This is a genomic window from Nonomuraea montanisoli (genome assembly GCF_013363975.1).
GTDB lineage: Bacteria > Actinomycetota > Actinomycetes > Streptosporangiales > Streptosporangiaceae > Nonomuraea > Nonomuraea montanisoli.
This window is the reverse complement of sequence record NZ_JABWGN010000018.1, coordinates 196,164-215,246: the sequence shown is the minus strand read 5'-3', so window position 1 is coordinate 215,246 and position 19,083 is coordinate 196,164. Positions and strand designations below refer to the sequence as shown.

17 protein-coding genes are annotated in these 19,083 nt (G+C 68.6%); 8 read left to right on the top strand and 9 right to left on the bottom strand.

From position 1 onward, the window contains the following. Window positions 1-26: 26 nt before the first annotated feature. Complete coding sequence (locus HTZ77_RS37950; protein ID WP_175594579.1) at window positions 27-1,487, bottom strand: aldehyde dehydrogenase family protein; 1,461 nt, start codon at window positions 1,485-1,487, stop codon at window positions 27-29. Between the two features lie 226 nt (window positions 1,488-1,713). Here HTZ77_RS37950 and purU point away from each other — a divergent pair, with 226 nt between their 5' ends. Then, window positions 1,714-2,577 (top strand): formyltetrahydrofolate deformylase, encoded by an 864-nt coding sequence (gene purU / locus HTZ77_RS37945; protein WP_175594578.1) that lies wholly within the window; start codon window positions 1,714-1,716, stop codon window positions 2,575-2,577. A gap of 86 nt (window positions 2,578-2,663) precedes the next feature. Here purU and betA read toward each other — a convergent pair whose 3' ends face one another. Then, window positions 2,664-4,307 (bottom strand): choline dehydrogenase, encoded by a 1,644-nt coding sequence (betA, locus tag HTZ77_RS37940; protein ID WP_175594577.1) that lies wholly within the window; start codon window positions 4,305-4,307, stop codon window positions 2,664-2,666. A gap of 127 nt (window positions 4,308-4,434) precedes the next feature. Between betA and HTZ77_RS37935 the strand changes: the two genes are divergently transcribed. Beyond that, window positions 4,435-5,208 (top strand): IclR family transcriptional regulator, encoded by a 774-nt coding sequence (locus HTZ77_RS37935; protein WP_205304463.1) that lies wholly within the window; start codon window positions 4,435-4,437, stop codon window positions 5,206-5,208. Here the strand turns inward: HTZ77_RS37935 and HTZ77_RS37930 are convergent. From HTZ77_RS37930 to HTZ77_RS37905, 6 genes are read right to left on the bottom strand one after another with little or no spacing between them, the layout of a single operon-like run. After that, window positions 5,180-7,426: an FdhF/YdeP family oxidoreductase gene (locus HTZ77_RS37930; RefSeq protein ID WP_175594576.1), complete on the bottom strand. Its 2,247-nt coding sequence runs from the start codon at window positions 7,424-7,426 to the stop codon at window positions 5,180-5,182. The two genes, HTZ77_RS37935 and HTZ77_RS37930, sit on opposite strands and share 29 nt — an antisense overlap. 2 nt (window positions 7,427-7,428) lie before the next feature. After that, window positions 7,429-8,550: an aromatic ring-hydroxylating oxygenase subunit alpha gene (locus HTZ77_RS37925; protein ID WP_328809009.1), complete on the bottom strand. Its 1,122-nt coding sequence runs from the start codon at window positions 8,548-8,550 to the stop codon at window positions 7,429-7,431. 27 nt (window positions 8,551-8,577) lie between these two features. Next, window positions 8,578-9,198 carry an MBL fold metallo-hydrolase gene (locus HTZ77_RS37920; RefSeq protein WP_175594575.1) on the bottom strand — a complete coding sequence of 207 codons (621 nt, stop codon included), beginning with the start codon at window positions 9,196-9,198 and terminating at the stop codon, window positions 8,578-8,580. Beyond that, entirely contained in the window at window positions 9,198-10,283 is a 1,086-nt protein-coding gene (locus HTZ77_RS37915) for an S-(hydroxymethyl)mycothiol dehydrogenase (protein WP_175594574.1), read from the bottom strand. The genes HTZ77_RS37920 and HTZ77_RS37915 overlap by 1 nt, the downstream gene beginning before the upstream one ends. A 14-nt stretch (window positions 10,284-10,297) precedes the next feature. After that, the gene (locus HTZ77_RS37910) at window positions 10,298-11,470 is read right to left on the bottom strand and encodes an NAD(P)/FAD-dependent oxidoreductase (RefSeq protein WP_175594573.1); all 1,173 of its coding nucleotides are present in this window, start codon (window positions 11,468-11,470) and stop codon (window positions 10,298-10,300) included. Next, entirely contained in the window at window positions 11,467-11,817 is a 351-nt protein-coding gene (locus HTZ77_RS37905; RefSeq protein WP_175594572.1) for a bifunctional 3-phenylpropionate/cinnamic acid dioxygenase ferredoxin subunit, read from the bottom strand. Before HTZ77_RS37905 ends, HTZ77_RS37910 begins: the two co-directional genes overlap by 4 nt. 184 nt (window positions 11,818-12,001) lie before the next feature. Here HTZ77_RS37905 and HTZ77_RS37900 point away from each other — a divergent pair, with 184 nt between their 5' ends. The 6 genes from HTZ77_RS37900 to HTZ77_RS37875 all read left to right on the top strand — a co-directional run bounded on the left by HTZ77_RS37900 (window position 12,002) and on the right by HTZ77_RS37875 (window position 18,376). After that, window positions 12,002-12,763 carry a M15 family metallopeptidase gene (locus tag HTZ77_RS37900; protein WP_235995702.1) on the top strand — a complete coding sequence of 254 codons (762 nt, stop codon included), beginning with the start codon at window positions 12,002-12,004 and terminating at the stop codon, window positions 12,761-12,763. Between the two features lie 237 nt (window positions 12,764-13,000). Continuing rightward, entirely contained in the window at window positions 13,001-13,720 is a 720-nt protein-coding gene (locus HTZ77_RS37895) for an HAD family hydrolase (protein ID WP_175594571.1), read from the top strand. Between the two features lie 587 nt (window positions 13,721-14,307). After that, window positions 14,308-15,246: a restriction endonuclease gene (locus HTZ77_RS37890; RefSeq protein ID WP_175594570.1), complete on the top strand. Its 939-nt coding sequence runs from the start codon at window positions 14,308-14,310 to the stop codon at window positions 15,244-15,246. Between the two features lie 1,101 nt (window positions 15,247-16,347). Continuing rightward, a complete protein-coding gene (locus tag HTZ77_RS37885; protein WP_175594569.1) occupies window positions 16,348-16,896 on the top strand; it encodes a hypothetical protein in 549 nt (182 codons plus the stop codon). Between the two features lie 62 nt (window positions 16,897-16,958). Further along, window positions 16,959-18,080 carry a hypothetical protein gene (locus HTZ77_RS37880; RefSeq protein ID WP_175594568.1) on the top strand — a complete coding sequence of 374 codons (1,122 nt, stop codon included), beginning with the start codon at window positions 16,959-16,961 and terminating at the stop codon, window positions 18,078-18,080. Between the two features lie 2 nt (window positions 18,081-18,082). Continuing rightward, on the top strand, window positions 18,083-18,376 hold the full coding sequence (locus HTZ77_RS37875; RefSeq protein ID WP_175594567.1) for a hypothetical protein: 294 nt from the start codon (window positions 18,083-18,085) through the stop codon (window positions 18,374-18,376). An 8-nt stretch (window positions 18,377-18,384) separates the two neighbouring features. On the opposite strand, the gene HTZ77_RS37870 is transcribed toward HTZ77_RS37875, so the two are convergent. Beyond that, entirely contained in the window at window positions 18,385-18,846 is a 462-nt protein-coding gene (locus HTZ77_RS37870; RefSeq protein WP_175594566.1) for a hypothetical protein, read from the bottom strand. Between the last annotated feature and the right edge of the window lie 237 nt (window positions 18,847-19,083).

Below are 19,083 nucleotides of genomic sequence, written 5' to 3'. Positions count from 1 at the left end.
CTCTCAGAGCGTTGGTCTTCGGAGCGTCAGTTCGCTGGGAACCACTTCTGGGCGCGCGGGCGGATGTTCTGCCACACATGCTTGATCTCTCGGTACTCGTCCAGCCCGGTCGGCCCGAGCTCGCGGCCGATGCCGGACTGCTTGAAGCCACCCCACTCGGCCTGCGGCACGTAGGGGTGGTAGTCGTTGATCCACACCGTGCCGTGGCGCAGCCGGCCGGCCACCCGCTGCGCCTTGCCCGCGTCCTGGGTCCAGACGGCGCCGGCCAGGCCGTACTCGGTGTCGTTGGCGAGCCGGACGGCCTCGTCCTCGGTGGTGAAGCGCTCGACGGTCAGCACGGGGCCGAACGACTCCTCGCGCACCACGCGCATGCCCTGCTTGCACTCGTCGAGGACGGTGGGCCGGTAGAAGAAGCCGGGGCCCTCGGGCCGGTAGCCGCCGCAGCGCAGCACGGCGCCCTCGGCGAGGCCCGCGGCCACGTACTCCTCCACCTTGGCGAGGTGCGCGGCGGAGATGAGCGGGCCCGTGTGGGCCTCCGGGTCGTACGGCCCGCCCAGGCGGATCAGCTCGGCCCGCCGGACGACCTCGTCGACGAACGCGTCGTGCAGGGAGTCCTCCACGAGCAGCCGGGCACCGGCCGAGCACACCTGGCCCGAGTGCAGGAACACGGCCGTGAGCGCGAAGTCGACCGCCGCTTCGAAGTCGGCGTCGGCGAAGACCACGTTGGGGTTCTTCCCGCCGAGCTCGAGTGCCACCCGCTTGACCGTGGACGAAGCCGCGGCCATGAGGCGCCGCCCGGTGTCCAGGCCGCCGGTGAACGACACCAGGTCCACGTCCGGGTGCTCGGCGAGCGGCGCGCCGGCCGCCGCCCCGGCGCCGAGCACCAGGTTGGCGACGCCCGCGGGCAGGCCCGCCTCCTCCAGCGCGCGCATCAGCAGGATCGCGGTGCTCGGGGTGAGCTCGCTGGGCTTGAGGACGAAGGTGTTGCCCGCCGCCAGGGCGGGGGCGACCTTCCAGGTCGCCTGCAGGAGTGGGTAGTTCCAGGGGGTGATCAGGCCGCACACGCCGACCGGTTCGTACACGATCCGGCTGATCGCGTCGTCGCGGCCGGTGTCCACCACGCGTCCCGCGTCGGTGCCGGCGACGCCGGCGAAGTAGCGTAGGGAGGAGACGGAGTCGTCGACGTCGTACTCGCTCTCCACGACACGCTTGCCGGTGTCACCCGACTCGGCGCGGGCGAACTCCGCCCGGTCGCGCTCCAGCAGGTCGGCGACCCGGTGGAGGAGGGCGCCGCGCTCCCGGGCCGGGGTGCCCGGCCAGGGTCCGTGGTCGAACGCCTGCCTGGCGGCCTGGATCGCGGCCACGGCGTCGGTCGCGGTGGCTTCTGCGACCGTGGTAACGAGACTGCCGTCGGCGGGCGAGTGAATGCTGCGCTGGCCACCGTCGGCTGGCTTGGTCCACGTGCCGCCGATGTAGAGATCGGTCATCGGCACACCTTTGATCGTTGCGTACTGCGCAAGGCAATGCTTAATGGGGAACAGAATCGACGGCCGTTCCCGATTCGTCAAGACCTGGGGCAAATCCCCGCCGAATCCTTACGCTGCGCTTTCGCTCTTCCCCGCCCCCTCTTGACTGGAGCGTGCCAGGACATCACGCTGTTGCGTATACATCACCGTCTTGCGTCATACGCAACACGCAACACCAGGAGGTGCGATGTCTCCTCGGCCCGATCCTGGACGCGAGTTCATCCTCACGGTCTCCTGTGCCGACAAGCCGGGCATCGTGTACGCGGTGACGAGCTTCCTGGTACAGCACGGCGGCAACATGCTCCAGAGCAAGCAGTTCAACGACCGCCGGGGCGGCGGCTTCTTCATGCGCGTGCACTTCGCGGCCCAGCACGGCCTCGACGAGCTGCGCGCCGGCTTCACCTACGTCGGCGAGTCCTTCCAGATGACCTGGCGGCTCAACGACGCCGCGACGCCCACCAGGTCGCTCATCATGGTCTCGAAGTTCGGCCACTGCGTGAACGACCTGCTCTTCCGCAAGCAGGTCGGCGGCCTGAACATCGAGATCCCGGCGATCGTCTCCAACCACCCCGACCTCGAACCGCTGGCCGCCTCCTACGGCGTGCCGTTCCACCACCTGCCCGTCACCCCGGACACCAAGGCCGAGTCCGAGGCCAGGGTGCTGGAGCTGGTCGAGGAGTACGACGCCGACCTCGTCGTGCTGGCCCGCTACATGCAGATCCTGTCCGACGACACGTGCAAGCGGCTCGAAGGCCGGGCCATCAACATCCACCACTCCTTCCTGCCGGGCTTCAAGGGCGCCAAGCCGTACCACCAGGCGCACGAGCGCGGCGTGAAGCTCATCGGCGCGACCGCGCACTACGTCACGGCGGACCTCGACGAGGGCCCCATCATCGAGCAGGACGTGGCGCGGGTGGACCACGAGCTCGACCCGGAGGACCTGAGCGCGGCGGGCAGGGACGTCGAGGCACAGGTGCTCGCCCGGGCCGTGAAGTGGCACAGCGAGCACCGCGTCCTGCTCAACGGGGACCGCACAGTCGTCTTCCGCTGAGGGCGACGGAGAAGAGCCAGGAGGCGGTGGGGACCGCGGCGGGCCCCCACCGCCTCCTTTCTATGCCTGGGCTCTATGCCTGGGCTCTATGCCTGGGAGCGGTGCCGGTAGAACGCGGTGGTCTCGGGCGGGAGCGGGGTGTTGCCGAGGATCAGGTCGGCCGCCTTCTCCGCCAGCATCATGACCGGCGCGTAGATGTTGCCGTTGGTGACGTACGGCATGGCCGAGGCGTCCACCACGCGCAGCCCCTCGACGCCGTGGACCCGCATGGTCTCCGGGTCGAGCACGGACATCTCGTCGATGCCCATCCTGGCCGTGCAGGAGGGGTGCAGCGCCGTCTCGCCGTCCCGCGCGACCCAGTCGAGGATCTCCTCGTCGGTCTCCACGGACGGCCCCGGCGACACCTCGCCGGTGCTGAACGCGCCCAGGGCGGGCTGGCCGAGGATGCTGCGGGCGACCCTGACGGCCTCCACCCACTCCCTGCGGTCCTGCTCGGTGGACAGGTAGTTGAACCTCAGGGCCGGATGCTGCCGGGGGTCGGTGCTCTTGATCTTCACCGAGCCGCGGGCGTCGGAGTACATCGGCCCGACGTGCACCTGGTAGCCGTGCCCGCCCGCGGGCGCCGAGCCGTCGTAGCGCACGGCGATGGGCAGGAAGTGGAACATCAGGTTGGGGTACTCGACGTCGTCGTTGCTGCGGACGAACCCGCCCGCCTCGAAGTGGTTGGTCGCCCCGGGCCCCTTGCGCAGGAACAGCCACTGCGCGCCGATCCACGGATGGCGCCACTTCTGCAGGTTGGGCTGCATCGAGACCGGCTGGGAGCAGCCGTGCTGGATGTAGACCTCCAGGTGGTCCTGCAGGTTCTCGCCGACGCCCGGCAGGTCGTGCACCACGTCGATGCCGAGGGCGCCCAGCTCCTTGGCGTTGCCGACGCCGGACAACTGGAGCAGTTGCGGCGAGTTGATGGCGCCGCCGGCCAGGATGACCTCCTTGGCGCGCACGGTGCCGCCGTCGTACTCCACACCGACCGCCCGCGTGCCCTCGAAGAGGATCCTCGACACGAACGCGCGGGTCTTGACCGTGAGGTTGGGCCGGTTGAGCACGGGGTGCAGGTAGGCGCGGGCGGCGCTGAGCCGGCGGCCGTTGCGGATGTTGCGGTCGAAGCGGGCGAAGCCCTCCTGGCGGTAGCCGTTGACGTCGTCCGTCAGGGGGTAGCCGGCCTGCTGGACGGCCTCGAAGAACGCCCCGAACAGCGGCGTGGTGGCCGGCCCGCGCTCCATGACCAGCGGTCCGTCATGGCCGCGGAAGGGCGTGCCCGGATCGCCCAGGCAGTTCTCCATCCGCTTGAAGTACGGCAGGCAGTGGGCGTAGTCCCAGTTCTTCATCCCCGGGTCGGCGCCCCAGCGCTCGTAGTCCATGGGGTTGCCCCGCTGGAAGATCATGCCGTTGATGCTGCTGGAGCCGCCGAGCACCTTCCCGCGGGCGTGGTAGATCCGCCGGTCGTGCATGAACGGTTCCGGCTCGGACTCGTACCGCCAGTCGTAGAAGCGGTTGCCGATCGGGAAGGGGAGGGCGGCGGGCATGTGGATGAACACGTCCCACGGATAGTCCGGCCGGCCGGCCTCCAGGACCAGCACCCGTGTGCCGGGATCCGCGGAAAGCCGGTTGGCCAGAGCGCAGCCGGCCGAGCCGCCTCCGACGATGACGAAGTCGTAGTGGTGTGACGTCATAGTGCCTCGTCTCATCGCACGTTTCACCAAATCGTAGCGCCATACGCACTGCGTTTCACTAGTCGCAACAACAGATCTTTTCCTGCTGCGATCGACGGAAGTTCCTCAAAGCACTTACAGTTTCGCTATGAGCAACGAGTCGGGCAGTGGCGGTGTGCAGTCGGTCGACCGGGCGATCAGCGTCCTGGAGATCCTCTCCCGCCGGGGCGAGGCGGGAGTGAGCGAGGTCGCGGCGGAGATCGACGTGCACAAGTCGACGGCGTTCCGGCTGCTCGGCGCGCTGGAGGCACGCGGCCTGGTCGAACAGGCCGAGGACCGCGGGAAGTACCGGCTCGGCTTCGGCATCATCCGCCTGGCCGGCGGGGTCAGCACGCAGATGGACGTCACCCAGCGCGCGCGGCCCGTCTGCCACCGCCTGGCCGAGGAGATCGGCGAGACGGTCAACATCGCCGTGCTCCGTTCAGCCTACGCGGTCAACCTCGACCAGGTCCGCGGCCCCTCGGCCGTCACCGCGTACAACTGGGTCGGCCAGATCACCCCGCTGCACGCCACCTCCAGCGGCAAGGTGCTCCTCGCCTACCTCGACGACAACGAGCGCTCCCGGCTGCTGTCCGGCGTCCACCTGGAGAGCCTCACGCCACGGACCGTCACCGACGTCGACAAGCTCCAGGAGCAGCTCGCCGAGGTCCGCACGACGGGCTGCGCCTACACCCTGGAGGAGCTGGAGGACGGGCTGAACGCCATGGCCGCGCCCATCCGCGCCTACCACGGCGAGGTCGTCGCCGCGGTCAGCGCGTCCGGGCCCGCCTACCGGTTCAGCGGCGAGCGCATGCGGGAGCTCGCCCCCGTCCTCATCGGCGGCGCCGAGGAGATCAGCCGCCGGCTGGGCTACGCGGGCTAGCCCGCACCAGCCGGATCACCACGCTCTTCGAGGTCGGGGTGTTGGAGGTCTCGGCCACCGAGTCGAGCGGCACCAGCACGTTCGTCTCCGGGAAGTAGGCCGCGCAGCAGCCGCGGGCCGTGGGGTAGGCGATCACCCTGAACCCCGGGGCCGTGCGCTCGCCGTCCGGCCACTCGCTGACCAGGTCCACCAGGTCGCCGTCGGCCAGCTCGCGCTCGGCCAGGTCATCGGGGTGCACGAAGACCACCCGGCGGCCCGCCTTGACCCCGCGGTAGCGGTCGTCGAGGCCGTAGATCGTGGTGTTGTACTGGTCGTGGCTGCGCACCGTCTGGAGCAGCAGGCGGCCTGGAGGCACGTCCAGCACCTCCAGCGCGTTGACGGTGAAGTTGGCCCTGCCCGTGGCCGTCGGGAAGCGGCGCTCGTCCCTCGGCGCGTTGGGCAGCGCGAACCCGCCGGGCGCCCGCGCGTTGAAGTCCTCGAAGCCGGGGACGACCCGCGCGATGCGGTCCCTGATCGCGCCGTGGTCGCGCTCGAACTCCGCCCACGGCACGTGCGGGTCGTCGCCGAACAGCTCCCGGGCCAGCCGGCAGACCACCGCCGCCTCCGAGAGCAGGTGCGGCGAGGCGGGTCTCAGCCTGCCCCGGGAGGCGTGGACGAGCCCCATGGAGTCCTCGACCGTGACGTAGCCCGCCTCGTCGCGCTCGGTGCGTCCCAGCACCGGCAGGATGAGGGCCTCCTCGCCGCACACCGCGTGCGAGCGGTTGAGCTTGGTGGACACCTGCACGGTCAGCCGGGTACGGCGCAGCGCGGCCTCCGTCACGTCGCTGTCGGGTGTCGCCCGGACGAAGTTGCCGCCCATGCCGAAGAAGACCTTGACCGACCCGTCGCGCATGGCGCGGATCGCGTCCACCGTGTCGAGCCCGTGGCGGCGCGGCGGCTCGAACCCGAACTCCCCGCCCAGCGCGTCGAGGAAGGCGGCCGAGGGCTTCTCGTAGATGCCCATGGTCCGGTCGCCCTGCACGTTGGAGTGGCCGCGCACCGGGCACACGCCCGCGCCGGGACGCCCGACGTTGCCGCGCAGCAGCAGGAAGTTGACCACCTCCCTGATCGTCGCCACCGAGTTGCGGTGCTGCGTCAGCCCCATGGCCCAGCAGACGACGACCGAGCCCGCCGCGCGCACGTCGCGGGCCGTCTCCTCCAGCTCCTCCCGCGACAGGCCGGTCGCCGCCAGGACCTTCTCCCAGTCGAGGTCGCGCAGGTGCTTCTCCCACGCCTCGAACCCGTACGTGTGCTCATCGACGAAACGCCGGTCGGCGGTGTCGAGCAGCAGCAGCGACAGCGCCTGGAACAGCGCCATGTCCCCGTTGAGCCGGATCTGCAGGAAACGGTCGGCCAGCGTGGTGCCGCGGCCCAGCCCGGAGGGGCGCTGCGGGTTCTTGAAGCGCAGCAGGCCCGCCTCGGGCAGCGGGTTGACGGCGATGATCCGCGCCCCGCCGCGCTTGGCCCGCTCCAGCGCGGTCAGCATGCGGGGATGGTTCGTGCCGGGGTTCTGCCCCACCACGAAGATCAGCTCGGCGCGGTGCAGGTCGTCCAGCGACACCGTGCCCTTGCCGATGCCCAGCGTCTCGGTCAGCGCCGAGCCGCTGGACTCGTGGCACATGTTCGAGCAGTCCGGCAGGTTGTTGGTGCCCAGCCGCCGCACGAGCAGCTGGTAGGCGAAGGCCGCCTCGTTCGAGGTGCGGCCCGAGGTGTAGAAGACGGCCTCGTCGGGGCTGCCGAGGGCGCGCAGCTCCCTGGCGACGATCTCGAACGCCCGCGCCCAGCCGATCGGCACGTAGTGGTCGGAGCCGGGCGGCTTGTGCATCGGCTCGGTCAGCCGTCCCTGCTGGCCGAGCCAGTAGTCGGTGCGGGTGGCCAGGTCGCGCACCGGATGGGCGGCGAAGAACTCCGGCCCGACCCGGCGCGTGGTGGCCTCCTCGGCGACGGCCTTCGCCCCGTTCTCGCAGAACTCCGCGGGGCTGCGGTGCTCGCCCTCCGGCCAGGCGCAGCCGGGACAGTCGAAGCCGTTCTTCTGGTTGACCAGCAGCAGCGTCCGCACGGAGCGGGCGGCGCCCATCTGCTGGTGGGCGATCTGCATCGCGTGCCCCACCGCGGGCAGGCCGCCCGCCCAGTCCTTGGGCGGGCGGACGCGCGGGTCCTCCTCGTCCTCGCCGCTCACCGCTAGCCGATCCGGTCCTGGACCCACTCGTGGAAGGCGCCGATGTGGTGCTCGCTGGGGACGAGCACGCCGCCCTCCGCGTACGTGCGCGAGCTCATCGCCGGCTGGCAGCGCTCGCAGGCGTCGAAGTCCTGCTCGTTGACCCGGTGGAAGAGCTCGACGGACTTGTCGAGGTCCTTGCCGCTCGCCACGACGTCGGGCAGGTACAGCCAGTCGCACTCCACGACCGTGCGGTCCACCGCCAAGGGGAACATGCGGTGCAGGATAACGTGATCGGGCACCAGGTTGATGAACACCTGCGGCTTGATGGTGATCGCGTAGTAGCGGCGGTCCTGGTCCTCGCTCACGCCCGGGATGCGGTCGAGCCCGGCCGAGCCGTCCACGGTGAAGCCCTCGATCTGCTCGCCGAACTCGGCGCCGTGGCCCACGAAGTACTGCGCGGCGTAGCCGTCGGCGAACTCCGGCAGGACCTCGGTCAGCTCGGGGTGGATCGTGGCGCAGTGGTAGCACTCCATGAAGTTCTCGACGATGAGCTTCCAGTTGGCCTTGACGTCGTAGACGATGCGCCGGCCCACCTCCAGCTCGGCCACACCGTAGTTGTCGATCAGCTCCAGGGAGCCCAGCCGCTCCACCACCGCGCCCTGCACGTCCTGCTCGAACGACGGCGGGTTCTCGGCCAGGCAGACCCACACGTAGCCGAGCCACTCCCGCACGTGCGCCTTGACCAGCCCGTACTGCACGCGGTCCAGGTCGGTCATCTTGCTCAGGTTGGGCGCCGCGATCAGCTTGCCGTCCAGGTCGTAGGTCCACGCGTGGTACGGACACTGGAAGGCGCGCTTCACCTCGCCCGACTCCTCCGTGCAGAGGGTCGCGCCGCGGTGCCGGCACACGTTGTAGAAGGCGCGGATCGACCCGTCACGCGCCCGGCTGATGATCAAGTTCTCGGTGCCGACCTGCACCGTCTTGAACGAGCCCGGCTTGGGCAGGTCGGACGAGCGCACCACGCAGAACCACATCGCCTCGAAGATGTTCTTCTGCTCCAGCGCGAAGAGCTCCGGATCGGTGTAGTAGCGGCCCGGCAGGGTGGGGATCACGCTGGAGGTGGTCGATGGTGAGGCGGTCACGGGAGTACTCCTCTGGTACGGGCCGGGTCAGTGTCCTCGGCGGATCCAGTCCTCAAGATGGGGAGCCTCGGCTCCGATGGTGGTGTCGTCGCCGTGGCCGGTGTGCACCACCGTCTCGGCGGGGAGTGTGAGCAAGGTCCCGCTGATCGACGCGATGATCGTCGGGAAGTCGCTGTACGACCTGCCCGTGGCCCCCGGCCCGCCCTGGAACAGGGTGTCGCCGGAGAACAACGCGCCGAGCTCGGGCACGTACAGGCTGACCGCTCCCGGAGCGTGCCCCGGAGTGTGCAGGACATGCACGGCCAGGTCGCCGACCCGCAGGATCTGCCCGTTCGCCAGCGCCCGATCGGGCGTCGCCGACGGGTGCGCGAGCTTCCACAGCACCTCGTCGTCCGGGTGCAGCAGCACGGGCGCGCCGGTGCGCGCGGCCAGCTCGGGAGCGGCGTTCACGTGGTCGTCGTGGGCGTGCGTGCACACGATCCCGGTCACGCGCCGGCCGGCCACGGCCCGCTCGATCGCGTCGGCGTCGTGGGCCGCGTCGACCACGAGCACCTGGTCGTCGTCGCCGATCAGCCAGACGTTGTTGTCGACGTCCCAGGTGCCGCCGTCGAGGGAGAACGTGCCTTTGGTGATGATTTTGTCGACCATCAGAGCACCACCACCGACCGCAGCACCTCGCCGTGGTGCATCTTGGCGAAGGCCTCCTCGACGTCGTCCAGGCCGATGGTCTCGGTGACGAAGGCGTCCAGCTCGAAGCGCCCCTGCAGGAAGAGGGAGACCAGCATGGGGAAGTCGCGGCTGGGCAGGCAGTCGCCGTACCAGCTCGACTTCAGCGCGCCGCCGCGGCCGAAGACGTCGAGCAGCGGCAGCTCCAGCGTCATCTCCGGCGTCGGCACCCCGACGAGCACGACCGTTCCGGCCAGGTCGCGGGCGTAGAACGCCTGCTTGTACGTCTCGGGACGCCCGACGGCGTCGATCACCACGTCCGCGCCGAAGCCGCCGGTGAGCTCCCTGATCCGCTCGACGGGGTCGCTCTCCTTGGCGTTCACGGTGTGCGTCGCGCCGAAGCCGCGCGCCCACTCCAGCTTCCGGTCGTCCACGTCCACGGCGATGATCGTGGTGGCGCCGGCCAGCCGCGCCCCGGCGACCGCCGCGTTGCCGACGCCGCCGCAGCCGATGACCGCGACCGAGTCGCCGCGGCCGACCGCGCCGGTGTTCACGGCCGCGCCGAGACCGGCCATCACGCCGCACCCGAGGAGCCCCGCGGCGGCCGGGGAGGCGGCCGGATCGACCTTCGTGCACTGCCCCGCGGCCACCAGCGTCTTGTCCGCGAACGCGCCGATGCCCAGCGCGGGGCTGAGCGGCGTGCCGTCCAGGAGCGTCATCTTCTGGGTGGCGTTGTGGGTGGCGAAGCAGTACTGCGGGCGGCCCCTGAGACAGGCGCGGCACGACCCGCACACCGCGCGCCAGTTCAGGATCACGAAGTCACCGGGGGCGACCTCGGTGACGTCCGGGCCGACGGCCTCGACCACCCCGGCCGCCTCGTGGCCGAGCAGGAACGGGAAGTCGTCGTTGATGCCGCCCTCGCGGTAGTGCAGGTCGGTGTGGCAGACGCCGCACGCCTGCACCTTGACCAGCGCCTCGCCGGGACCCGGGTCCGGCACCAGGATCGTCTCCAGGCTGACCGGCTTGCCCTTGCCCGTCGCGACCACGCCGCGTACTTCATGAGCCATGATTCACTCCTGTTTCAGCCGGCCTGCACCGGCGCGGTCTCCAACTGGCGGCGCCAGCGCGTGAACAGCCGGACCTGGTTGACGCCCAGCACCGCCACCGGGCGGTCTCCCTGACGGTAGACGGCGAGGAAGCTGCCGCCCGCCGGGTCGCCCTCCTCCACGGTCACCGTGTCCGCGTCGCGGGCGTGCCCGATGAACTGGATCTTCACGTCGAACTGGTCGGACCAGAAGTAGGCGGGGCGCGCCGGCTCGGGGCGGGCGGTGCCGCCGGACAGCAGGGTCGCCGCCGCGACGACGGCCCGCTGGCGGGCGCCGGTCCAGTGTTCGATCCGGTGGTGGCGGCTCCGTACCGGGTCCCACCAGGCCGCGCAGTCGCCGACGGCCACGACGCCGGGGACGGAGGCGCCGCCGCCCTCGTCGCAGAGCACGCCGTCGCCCAGCTCCAGCCCGCTGCCCCGCAGCCAGGCGATGTTGGGCACGGCCCCGATCCCGGCGACCACGACGTCGGCGGGCAGGTGCGTGCCGTCCGACAGCCGCACGCCGTCGGCGCGGTCCGTGCCGGTCACCTCCGTCACCTGGACGCCGCGGACCAGCCGGACGCCGCGCTGCTCGTGCAGGTCGGCCACGGCCTGCGCCATCGTGAGGCCGATGACGCCGGCCAGCGGCGCCGGACCCGACTCGACGAGCGTGACGTCGAGGCCGAGCTCGCGGGCGGTCGCGGCGACTTCGGCGCCGATGAAGCCGCCGCCGATCACCACCAGCCTCCTGGCGGTCCCGAGGTCGTCGCGCAGGGCACGGGCGTCGTCCAGGGTGCGCAGCGTGTGCACCCCGGCGAGCCCCTCGGTGCCGGGCAGCGTGCGCGCGGCCGCGCCGGTCGCGATGACGACGCCGTCGGCGGCGAGGGAGGTGCCGTCGCTCAGCGTCACGCGGCGGGCGGTCGCGTCGAGGTGGGTGGCGGCCACGCCGAGTCGCCACTCGATGCCCGGCTCCTCGTCCTCGCCCTCCAGGGCCAGGTCGGCCTCGCCGATCGCGCCCTTGAGGAAGTCCTTGGACAGCGGCGGGCGGTCGTAGGGCCGGTGCGGTTCGTCGCCGATGACGACGAGCCGCCCGGCGTAGCCCTGGCTGCGCAGCGCGCGAGCGGTGAGCAGCCCGGCCAGCGAGGCGCCGACGACGCAGACGGTGTTCACGCCTCCCCCTTCAGGGTGACGCCCGGCGGGAGGTTGGGCGGCGCGTCCGACGGCACGACATAGATGGTGTCGTCCTCGACGACGACCTCGTGGGTGCGGACCGGCCGCTTGGCGGGCGGGGCGTCCACCTTTCCGGTGCGCAGGTCGAACCGCGAGGCGTGCAGCGGGCACTCGACCTCGCAGCCCTCCAGCCAGCCGTCCGCCAGCGAGGCGTCCTGGTGGGTGCAGGTGTCGTCGATCGCGAAGATCTCACCGTCGTCGGTGTGGAAGACGGCGATGGGCGGATCGACGTCGAGGCGGAGAGCCTCGCCTCGCGGCAGTGACGCGAGAGGGCACGCAGGGATCATCGTGGCACACCCCGGTTTCACAAAGAGCAACGTCTAGCGCTATACGCAACAGAGTGCGGGTGCGGAATGCGGATGTCAATACCGGTTTGCGGTCACCTGGTATGGGATTGCCTGTTTACCCGGAAAGCTGCGGGCCCTCCGTCTTCGGGTGGGGCTCCTGACCGGCTTCGCGTAGGGTGGCCAGATGAAAGGTGCTGCCACCATGGCGTTCGTGGTGCTCGCGTCCATTTCGTGCGGCGGCGGCGGCGGTCAGCCGGCCCCGGCCGGGTCCTCAGCCGCTCCGTCCACCCAGAGCCTGCCGTCGGCTCCCACGTCCGCGACCGGCGGGGCGGGCGCCACCACACCGGCGCCCACGCCCTCCCCGACGAGAACCGGGCCGCCGCCGTTCGCCGCCAAGGTGACCCCGATCGCCCGCAAGCGCCTGCCGTACTCCTGGCGTCCCGGGTGCCCGGTCTCCCACCAGGACCTGCGGCTGGTCACGATGACGTACTGGGGCTTCGACGACCGCGCCCACACCGGCGAGCTGGTCGTGCGCAAGACCGTCACCGACGACGTCGTGACCGTCTTCAAGAAGCTGTACGCCATGCGCTACCCGATCAGGCAGATGCGGCTCGTGGACGTCTACAAGGGCGACGACTACGACTCCATCGACGCCGACAACACCTCGGCGTTCAACTGCCGGGCCGCCACGGGTTCGAGCAACTGGTCCAACCACGCGTACGGCGAGGCCATCGACCTCAACCCGCGCGAGAACCCGTACGTGACGGCCTCCGGCAGCACCGCCCACGCCAACGCCAAGAAGTACGCCCACCGTCCGATGCGCGGCGAGGGCGTCATCAACGCGGGCGACCGCGTGGTGCGCACGTTCGCCGCGGTGGGCTGGGGCTGGGGCGGCTCCTGGTCCGGCACCAAGGACTACCAGCACTTCTCCCGCAGCGGGCGTTGAGAGCTGGAGTGATGCCGCGACCTGGCCATTGACCTGCGGTGCGGTCACTCACCGTTTCTCGGCTTCTCCGGTCGCCTCACACCCTCGTGTGCCCTCGTTGTGCCCTGTGTACTGGAAGGTGTCGCCGGAGGTGCTTGCGATACCTTCCAGTACACAGGCGACCGGCAACCTGATCGGGTGCCTCGCGGCCACTGACCTACGTATACATACTTCTACATACTTCGGCGAGGAGTCCGGTTGGCAGTCAGGACGACACGACCCCATGTCGCCCGAGTCCTGGAGCAGACCCGCGCCGCCCTCTTCGTCTTCGACGACGCGATCTGCGGCCTCTCTGACCAGATGGACCCGGCACCGATCGCCAGGGAGATCCACGACCGGCTCTTCGCCTCGGGGCACCGGATGCCGTTCCTCGTCGCCATCAACTCGGACCCGATCGATATGATGTGGTACGCCCAGGACGTCAACCGGGACATCGGCGCCGAAGCGGCCCGGCTCGTGCGCGACGCCGAGATCACGGCGGCACGCACGGCCGTGCCCGTACCAGGAGTACGCGAAGCGCTGCACGCCTGCCACGCCAGCGGCAGACGCATCGCGGTGGTCGGCGACACCTCCTCTGACGCGATGGAGACCTACCTGGACCTGCACGGCCTCCGACAGTTCGTCGGAGGGGTCGTCGGCCGTGAGTGGCTCATCCCGCTGCCGGCCGACGACTGGACGGGCGAAGCCCTCCTCAAAAAGACCGTGCAAGAACTCGACGCCAAGCCCGCCGACTGCGCCCTGGTCACCCTGAGCCCGGAGTCCACGCGCCTGGCCAGGCGCGCCGGGATCCGCTCCCTCGGAGTGGTCAACAAGCGTGGCCCCCGCAAGCGCCTCGCCCATCCTCCCGACGCGGTGGCCATCTCCTCCATGGCTGATCTCGCCGACGGCTTCGCAACGGTCCCTGTCCTGAGCACTTGATTACGAATGAAAACTTGATCGCCCAGAGCCGTCCAGGACGGGCGACAAGACCTGCTGGAGGCTTCACTTGACGAAGGCGCCATCCACTCGTATCTAAGATCGCCCAAGCCCGTTGTTAGCAGCCGCGTCTGCAAGATCGTAGGCACCGCCAAGCAGCCCATGTGGAACGGCGATTGGCGCAGCTAAGTGGGCCATTCGCCCGCACCTGGTGCGGCTCACGATCACCTCGATCAACTCTGGACCGCCCCCCTACGTGAACCCTTCAAGGTCCATGGACGGCGATCTGGAGTCTGATTGCTGGACTGCCTCGGATTCGCCACAATCAGGCCGCCGCCTCCCCCGCCTGACACCTCGGCCAGCTCGTACATCAAGAGGCCAGCGTCTCGGCTCGTCGTGAGCCGCAGAACGCACTTCCCCGTCCGTGCCGGACCTCTGCTCGGGCCCCGGGGCGCCCCCGACACCGCAAGATCATCATGCCGTAAGAGGTCGACCGCAATCGGATGCAGAAAAACGTGGTCCGATTCGCCTGTCGGCTTCGGAGATCCAGTATGGTAGACAGCACACGATGATCGGTAGGGAGGTGGACAATGGACACGCGCTCCGATGCGCCCGTGTGGACCCTGAAGCCGGGCGAGCAGATCGAGCGCAAGCAACTGCACGCCACTTATGGGGGACGCACTCAGGCCGGCATTGCGCCATCCAGCCTCACTCCCAACGTCTTCCTCTTCACCAATCTGGTGGAGAGTGAGAGGCAGGGCTACTTCGACGGCTGGATGCCTGACGGACTGTTCCACTTCACCGGCGAAGGCCAATACGGTGACCAGCGGATGATGTCCGGCAACGCGAGCATCCTCAACCACAAAGCGGAGGGACGCGCGTTGCGCGTCTTCCTGGTCGCGAGCAGGGCCCTGACCTACGTCGGTGAATTCGAGCTCGACGACACTGAGCCCTATTACGAGATAGACGCGCCAGACGCCAAGGGTGGCAGATTGCGCAAGGTGATCGTCTTTCGCCTTCGCGCTGTTGATGCCGAGGTACTTGCTCCACAATCGAGCCTAGCCCGCCTGCTTGCAGCCTCTCCTCACAAGGTACAAGAACTTCCTATTGAAGCGCATCCGGTCACGGAACGTACATTCGTAACGCCCTCCCGTCAGGTGGATCAGGTTGATCGGACCGAGAACCAACTACTAGTGGACTTCAGTGGCCATCTCCGCGGTAAGGGCCACACGGTGACCCGCCATCAGTTCCTGCCTGAGGGCGAGAAACGTCCTCTGTTCACCGACCTGTATGACGAGAACCTTCAGCTGCTGGTCGAAGTCAAGGGCAGCGCCACCCGGACGTCGGTCCGCATGGCCATTGGCCAGTTGGCCGACTATGGCCGCTTTCTACCTGACGCCGCCAGAGCCATTCTGTTGCCGGCCAAGCCAGCGCGCACCGATCTGATCGAGCTCGCTCACAGCCAAGACATCATGATCATTTGGCCGGAGGGGGGTGGTTACAGCAGCAGCCGAGGTGATGCCCTCTAGGGTCGGAACCGAAGGAACGCACATTCTCTCTTAGAGATCAAGCGTCCACGGGCTCGCCTGGGGCACTGCGCTGCTCTGGATCCGAAGCGAGCTCTTGAAGGCGCTCTAACGAATAAGACCCGGCCCGTTGCAGCGGTCCGAGTCCTATTCAGCACGCATCACCGGACCACAGTCCTGACGCTGGTACATGCTTGTTCATATTCACGGTATCTGCGTCTCAGGGCGGGATGCAACGCGCCCCATGGTTCGGTGGTGTTCAATCACCGCATCACAGGAGGTCAGGTGCCTAGGAACGCACCAGCCGAGCCGCCCCCCGACAAGGCCCCTAAGCCCGACGAGCGGTTCATGCTCACTGTTTCTTGCCCCCCAGCGGCTCTCGTGACGATCGCTGTGGTGATCATCATAGCCATCCTCATCGCCAACGGATTCGATCCCACGGCAGTCTTGGAGGCGTTCGCTAAGTCCCGCCTGTGAGCACAGGCAACGGATAGCCATCCAGTGCTGGCGGACCTGTCAAGCCGGCCCGCCAGCAGCATCTCTCACTCAACCCTTCAGGGCGCGTGGCTCGCTGCTCGCTGGTGGCGGTCCGCGGCGTCGTCTCCGTTCGTCAGTCCAAGCCGTCCGGTGGCAGGATCCAATCAAAGAGGGGCTGGAGCAGCTGATCACTACGTGCCCCTACCGCAAGCGTCGAAGGCCGCGTTCCTTGCGGCCTCCCCGCTGGACGCCGGATGCCGCCCAAGAGCCAACACTCGACTACATGCGCAAACGGAAGCCGGTCACAAGGTCGAGCGGTCTTTATCCTGGTCAAGCCGCAGATGCGGGCCGGTGCCGCGTGCTCATGTGCGACGGCGTTGCTGTACTCCGCTCCTGTACAGCAGTAGGGCAGGCGACCAGCCCGCCTATCCGTTGGCAAGGGGACCCGTACCGCAGGGCCGCCAGGCCCGAGGAACGGAAGCCCCGCGGCAGCCAGACCCCCGGCCCTGCTGAAATTTTCCCCTAATGGAGAAATTCCGGTTGTTTATAGGGATGTGAAGGGTCATTTACCGGGATTAGCTGATGTGCTTGACTCCTTCCCTGTAGCCACACCCTCCGGGAGGAGGCATGGGGGAGTTCGTCGGGATCGACCCTCACGGCGCGGATCAACTGCTCCGGCAGATGGAGGCCAGCAAGGACATCCTGGGCCGCACCCGGCACGGTCTCGAGGCTGCCATCGCGGAAGCGGGCGCATCGTGGACCGGTCAGCAGGGCGTATCAGCGATGCACCGGTCTTGGGCGTTCTTGGACGACACCCAGCGGGACCTCAAATGGAGGATCGACACCCTCAAGCAGATGGTTCCGTCATCGGGGAACGGCCTGTTAAGCGGGGTCTTCACGTTCGCCAGCGAAACGGAGGCCGCTCGGCAGGGGAAAGCCGACGCTACAGGCATCACCGGGGCGCTCAAGCAACATGAGATAGAGACCTCGGTGGAGAGCTGGCGCAAGGTCACTGCCGCGACGGCAGCGACCAAAGCGAAGTTGAACGATCCCGCCTACGCCGCCGCCTTGCTGGCCTCCCTCGGGCCGGACAGATTCCGTGCGCTGTTCCTGCACTGGATGAGGGACTTCCGCCCCAACTGCTCAAGAAGGGGAAGGAGACACTTGGTCCGTTAGCCGAGGCGTACGCCAACGCCGAACGCGCGGGAAGGCTGGGCGAACAGTGGGCCGAGAAGCTCATGAAGACGACCCCACCCGGCGTGTTGACGGCTCTAGTCGCGATGTCCAAACCCTCGACAAGGCTCCTCAATCAGGTGGCGGTGCGGGTGCTCAGCCGTCCCCTCACCGCGAATCTCCCGACCAGCGAGAACTGGAACCTGAACGTGCTGGTGGAGGCGTATGACGCCGATCCGCAGGCGTTACAGGCGCTGCTGGCCGAGAACAAGGACGCCCCTGGTTGGTTGCTGCACCCGCAGCGCGCCCGGATGAGTGGCATCCCGGATTTCGAGAAGAAGCTGGCCGGCGTCCTGGACAAGGCGCTGCAACCCGGTACGGGAGCGGACAGTGTGCGTGCTCAGGCGTGGGTCAACATCATTCGGGAGATGGGCGCCGAGGACAGTCCGTGGCTCGGCGGCTCGTGGGGCACGTTTAAGGAGTCGCCGATCAGTGAGACTCTCGCCAAGAACGTTGCTCCCTACCTCGACCAGCTCGCCCGCGCACAGTCCAAGCGCGACTCGCCTGAACTGACACGGCTGTATCCAGGGCCGCCTTGGGACGGCCTCGACCCTGAGACCGCGTCCCGGTTCATGGGCGGGCTCATGCAGGACAAGGACGCGGCGGCAACGTTGATGAAGGCGGCGCAGGATTACAGGCTTGGAATGGACATCGGCCGGTTCAGGCCGTTCGGGGACGAAGCCACACAGCGCGAGTTCACCTCCCGTGCGGCGCTCGCTGGAGGTGCGGCCAATCTGATGTTGAGCGGTTCGACCTATGCGGAGTGGTCCGATGATGAGTACGCGGACTGGCTCGCCGGAGTCGCGCTGATCCCCATCTCTTGGATGTCCAACAGGTACTGGCCAATCCAGGATGCCAAGGCGGCCACCGTCCGAGACGTCGGGCTGGATGAGGCCAAGGACGGCCTCAAGGGGATGATCACGGATTACTTCGACAAGAAGACGCCGGCCACGGCTGCGACCGTAGCGGACGCCATCGTGCGGCAACAGGTCCAGTGGGTGAACGAGTCGCTCGCCCGGCATGGTCAGAAGCCGTTGACCGAAGAGCAGCAGAACGAGGTGCGGATGGCGATCCGCGGAAGGCTCTACGACGGCTTGAAGAACGCCCTGGAGACGCGAGGAGGCTGAGCATGAGCATCCCCACCCAAGGTCAGCTCCTCCAGCAGGCCGCCGAAAAAGAACAGCTCGCCGCGGACCTCACCCGGTACGCCGAACAACTGGCCGAGGTGTTCGCCGGCGCGCTGGCCAGGCCGCAGGGTACCGAGGCCTTCTGGAAGGGACCGGCTGCGGGCCGCTTCATCACGCAGGCCGTGCAGCTGGCTCGTGAAGTCGAGCTGCTCCGGGATGACTGCGCATCCACCGCCGACCGTCTCCGCAGGCAGGCCCAGGCAGCACGCGCCGAGGCCACACAGATGCCCTCCTAGAGAGATCGCTAGCCGTCGCGTTCGTAGCAGCTCGTCTTGCCCACGATCATGATGTGGGGCTTATGCCCATTGCGTACGGTCACGAAGAAAGTGACGCCGGTCTGCGGGTTCCGCAGGACGGCAGCGCCGAGGTTCTCGTCGCCAAGATCGGCATCGTCCACGATCACGTTGTAACCGCGCAGCTGTAGCCAACTCGCCATCAAACCGGCCACGTTCGATGGTGAGTGGACGTACGGGGGGCCGGTGAGGTCACCCCGCGCCCGGAAGAACCGCTGGACCTGACCCTTCAGGCACCCCACTTCGCTTTCCCGGTCCGCTCTTTCAATCGCGGCGGCGGATCCAGTGGCGGCCAACTCCCTTGAGGCGAGCAATTTGTCGTCATCTGCGACGAGCTGCTTGGCCGCCTCCGCCAACGTCGGCATGTCGGCGTCCCCTGAGCAGCCCGTCAGCACCACGAGCGAGACGAGCATCGCGGCAGTCGATAACTTGCGGGCACCCTGGCGCACGCCCCGGACACTACCTAACCCTCGCCTCGGGGTACACCTTGTATGCGTGTGCGCTATGCGACGAAACTCGGGCACCCGCTACAGGAGAGCGCGGGCTGAGACGGACGCTCATATGGTCTGGCCTGCTGAAACGCAGCGATGGGCTCGCTCGGTCCGATTGATCATCCCGGGGATGTCCCACGCAGCTCACCGTCTCTGGTC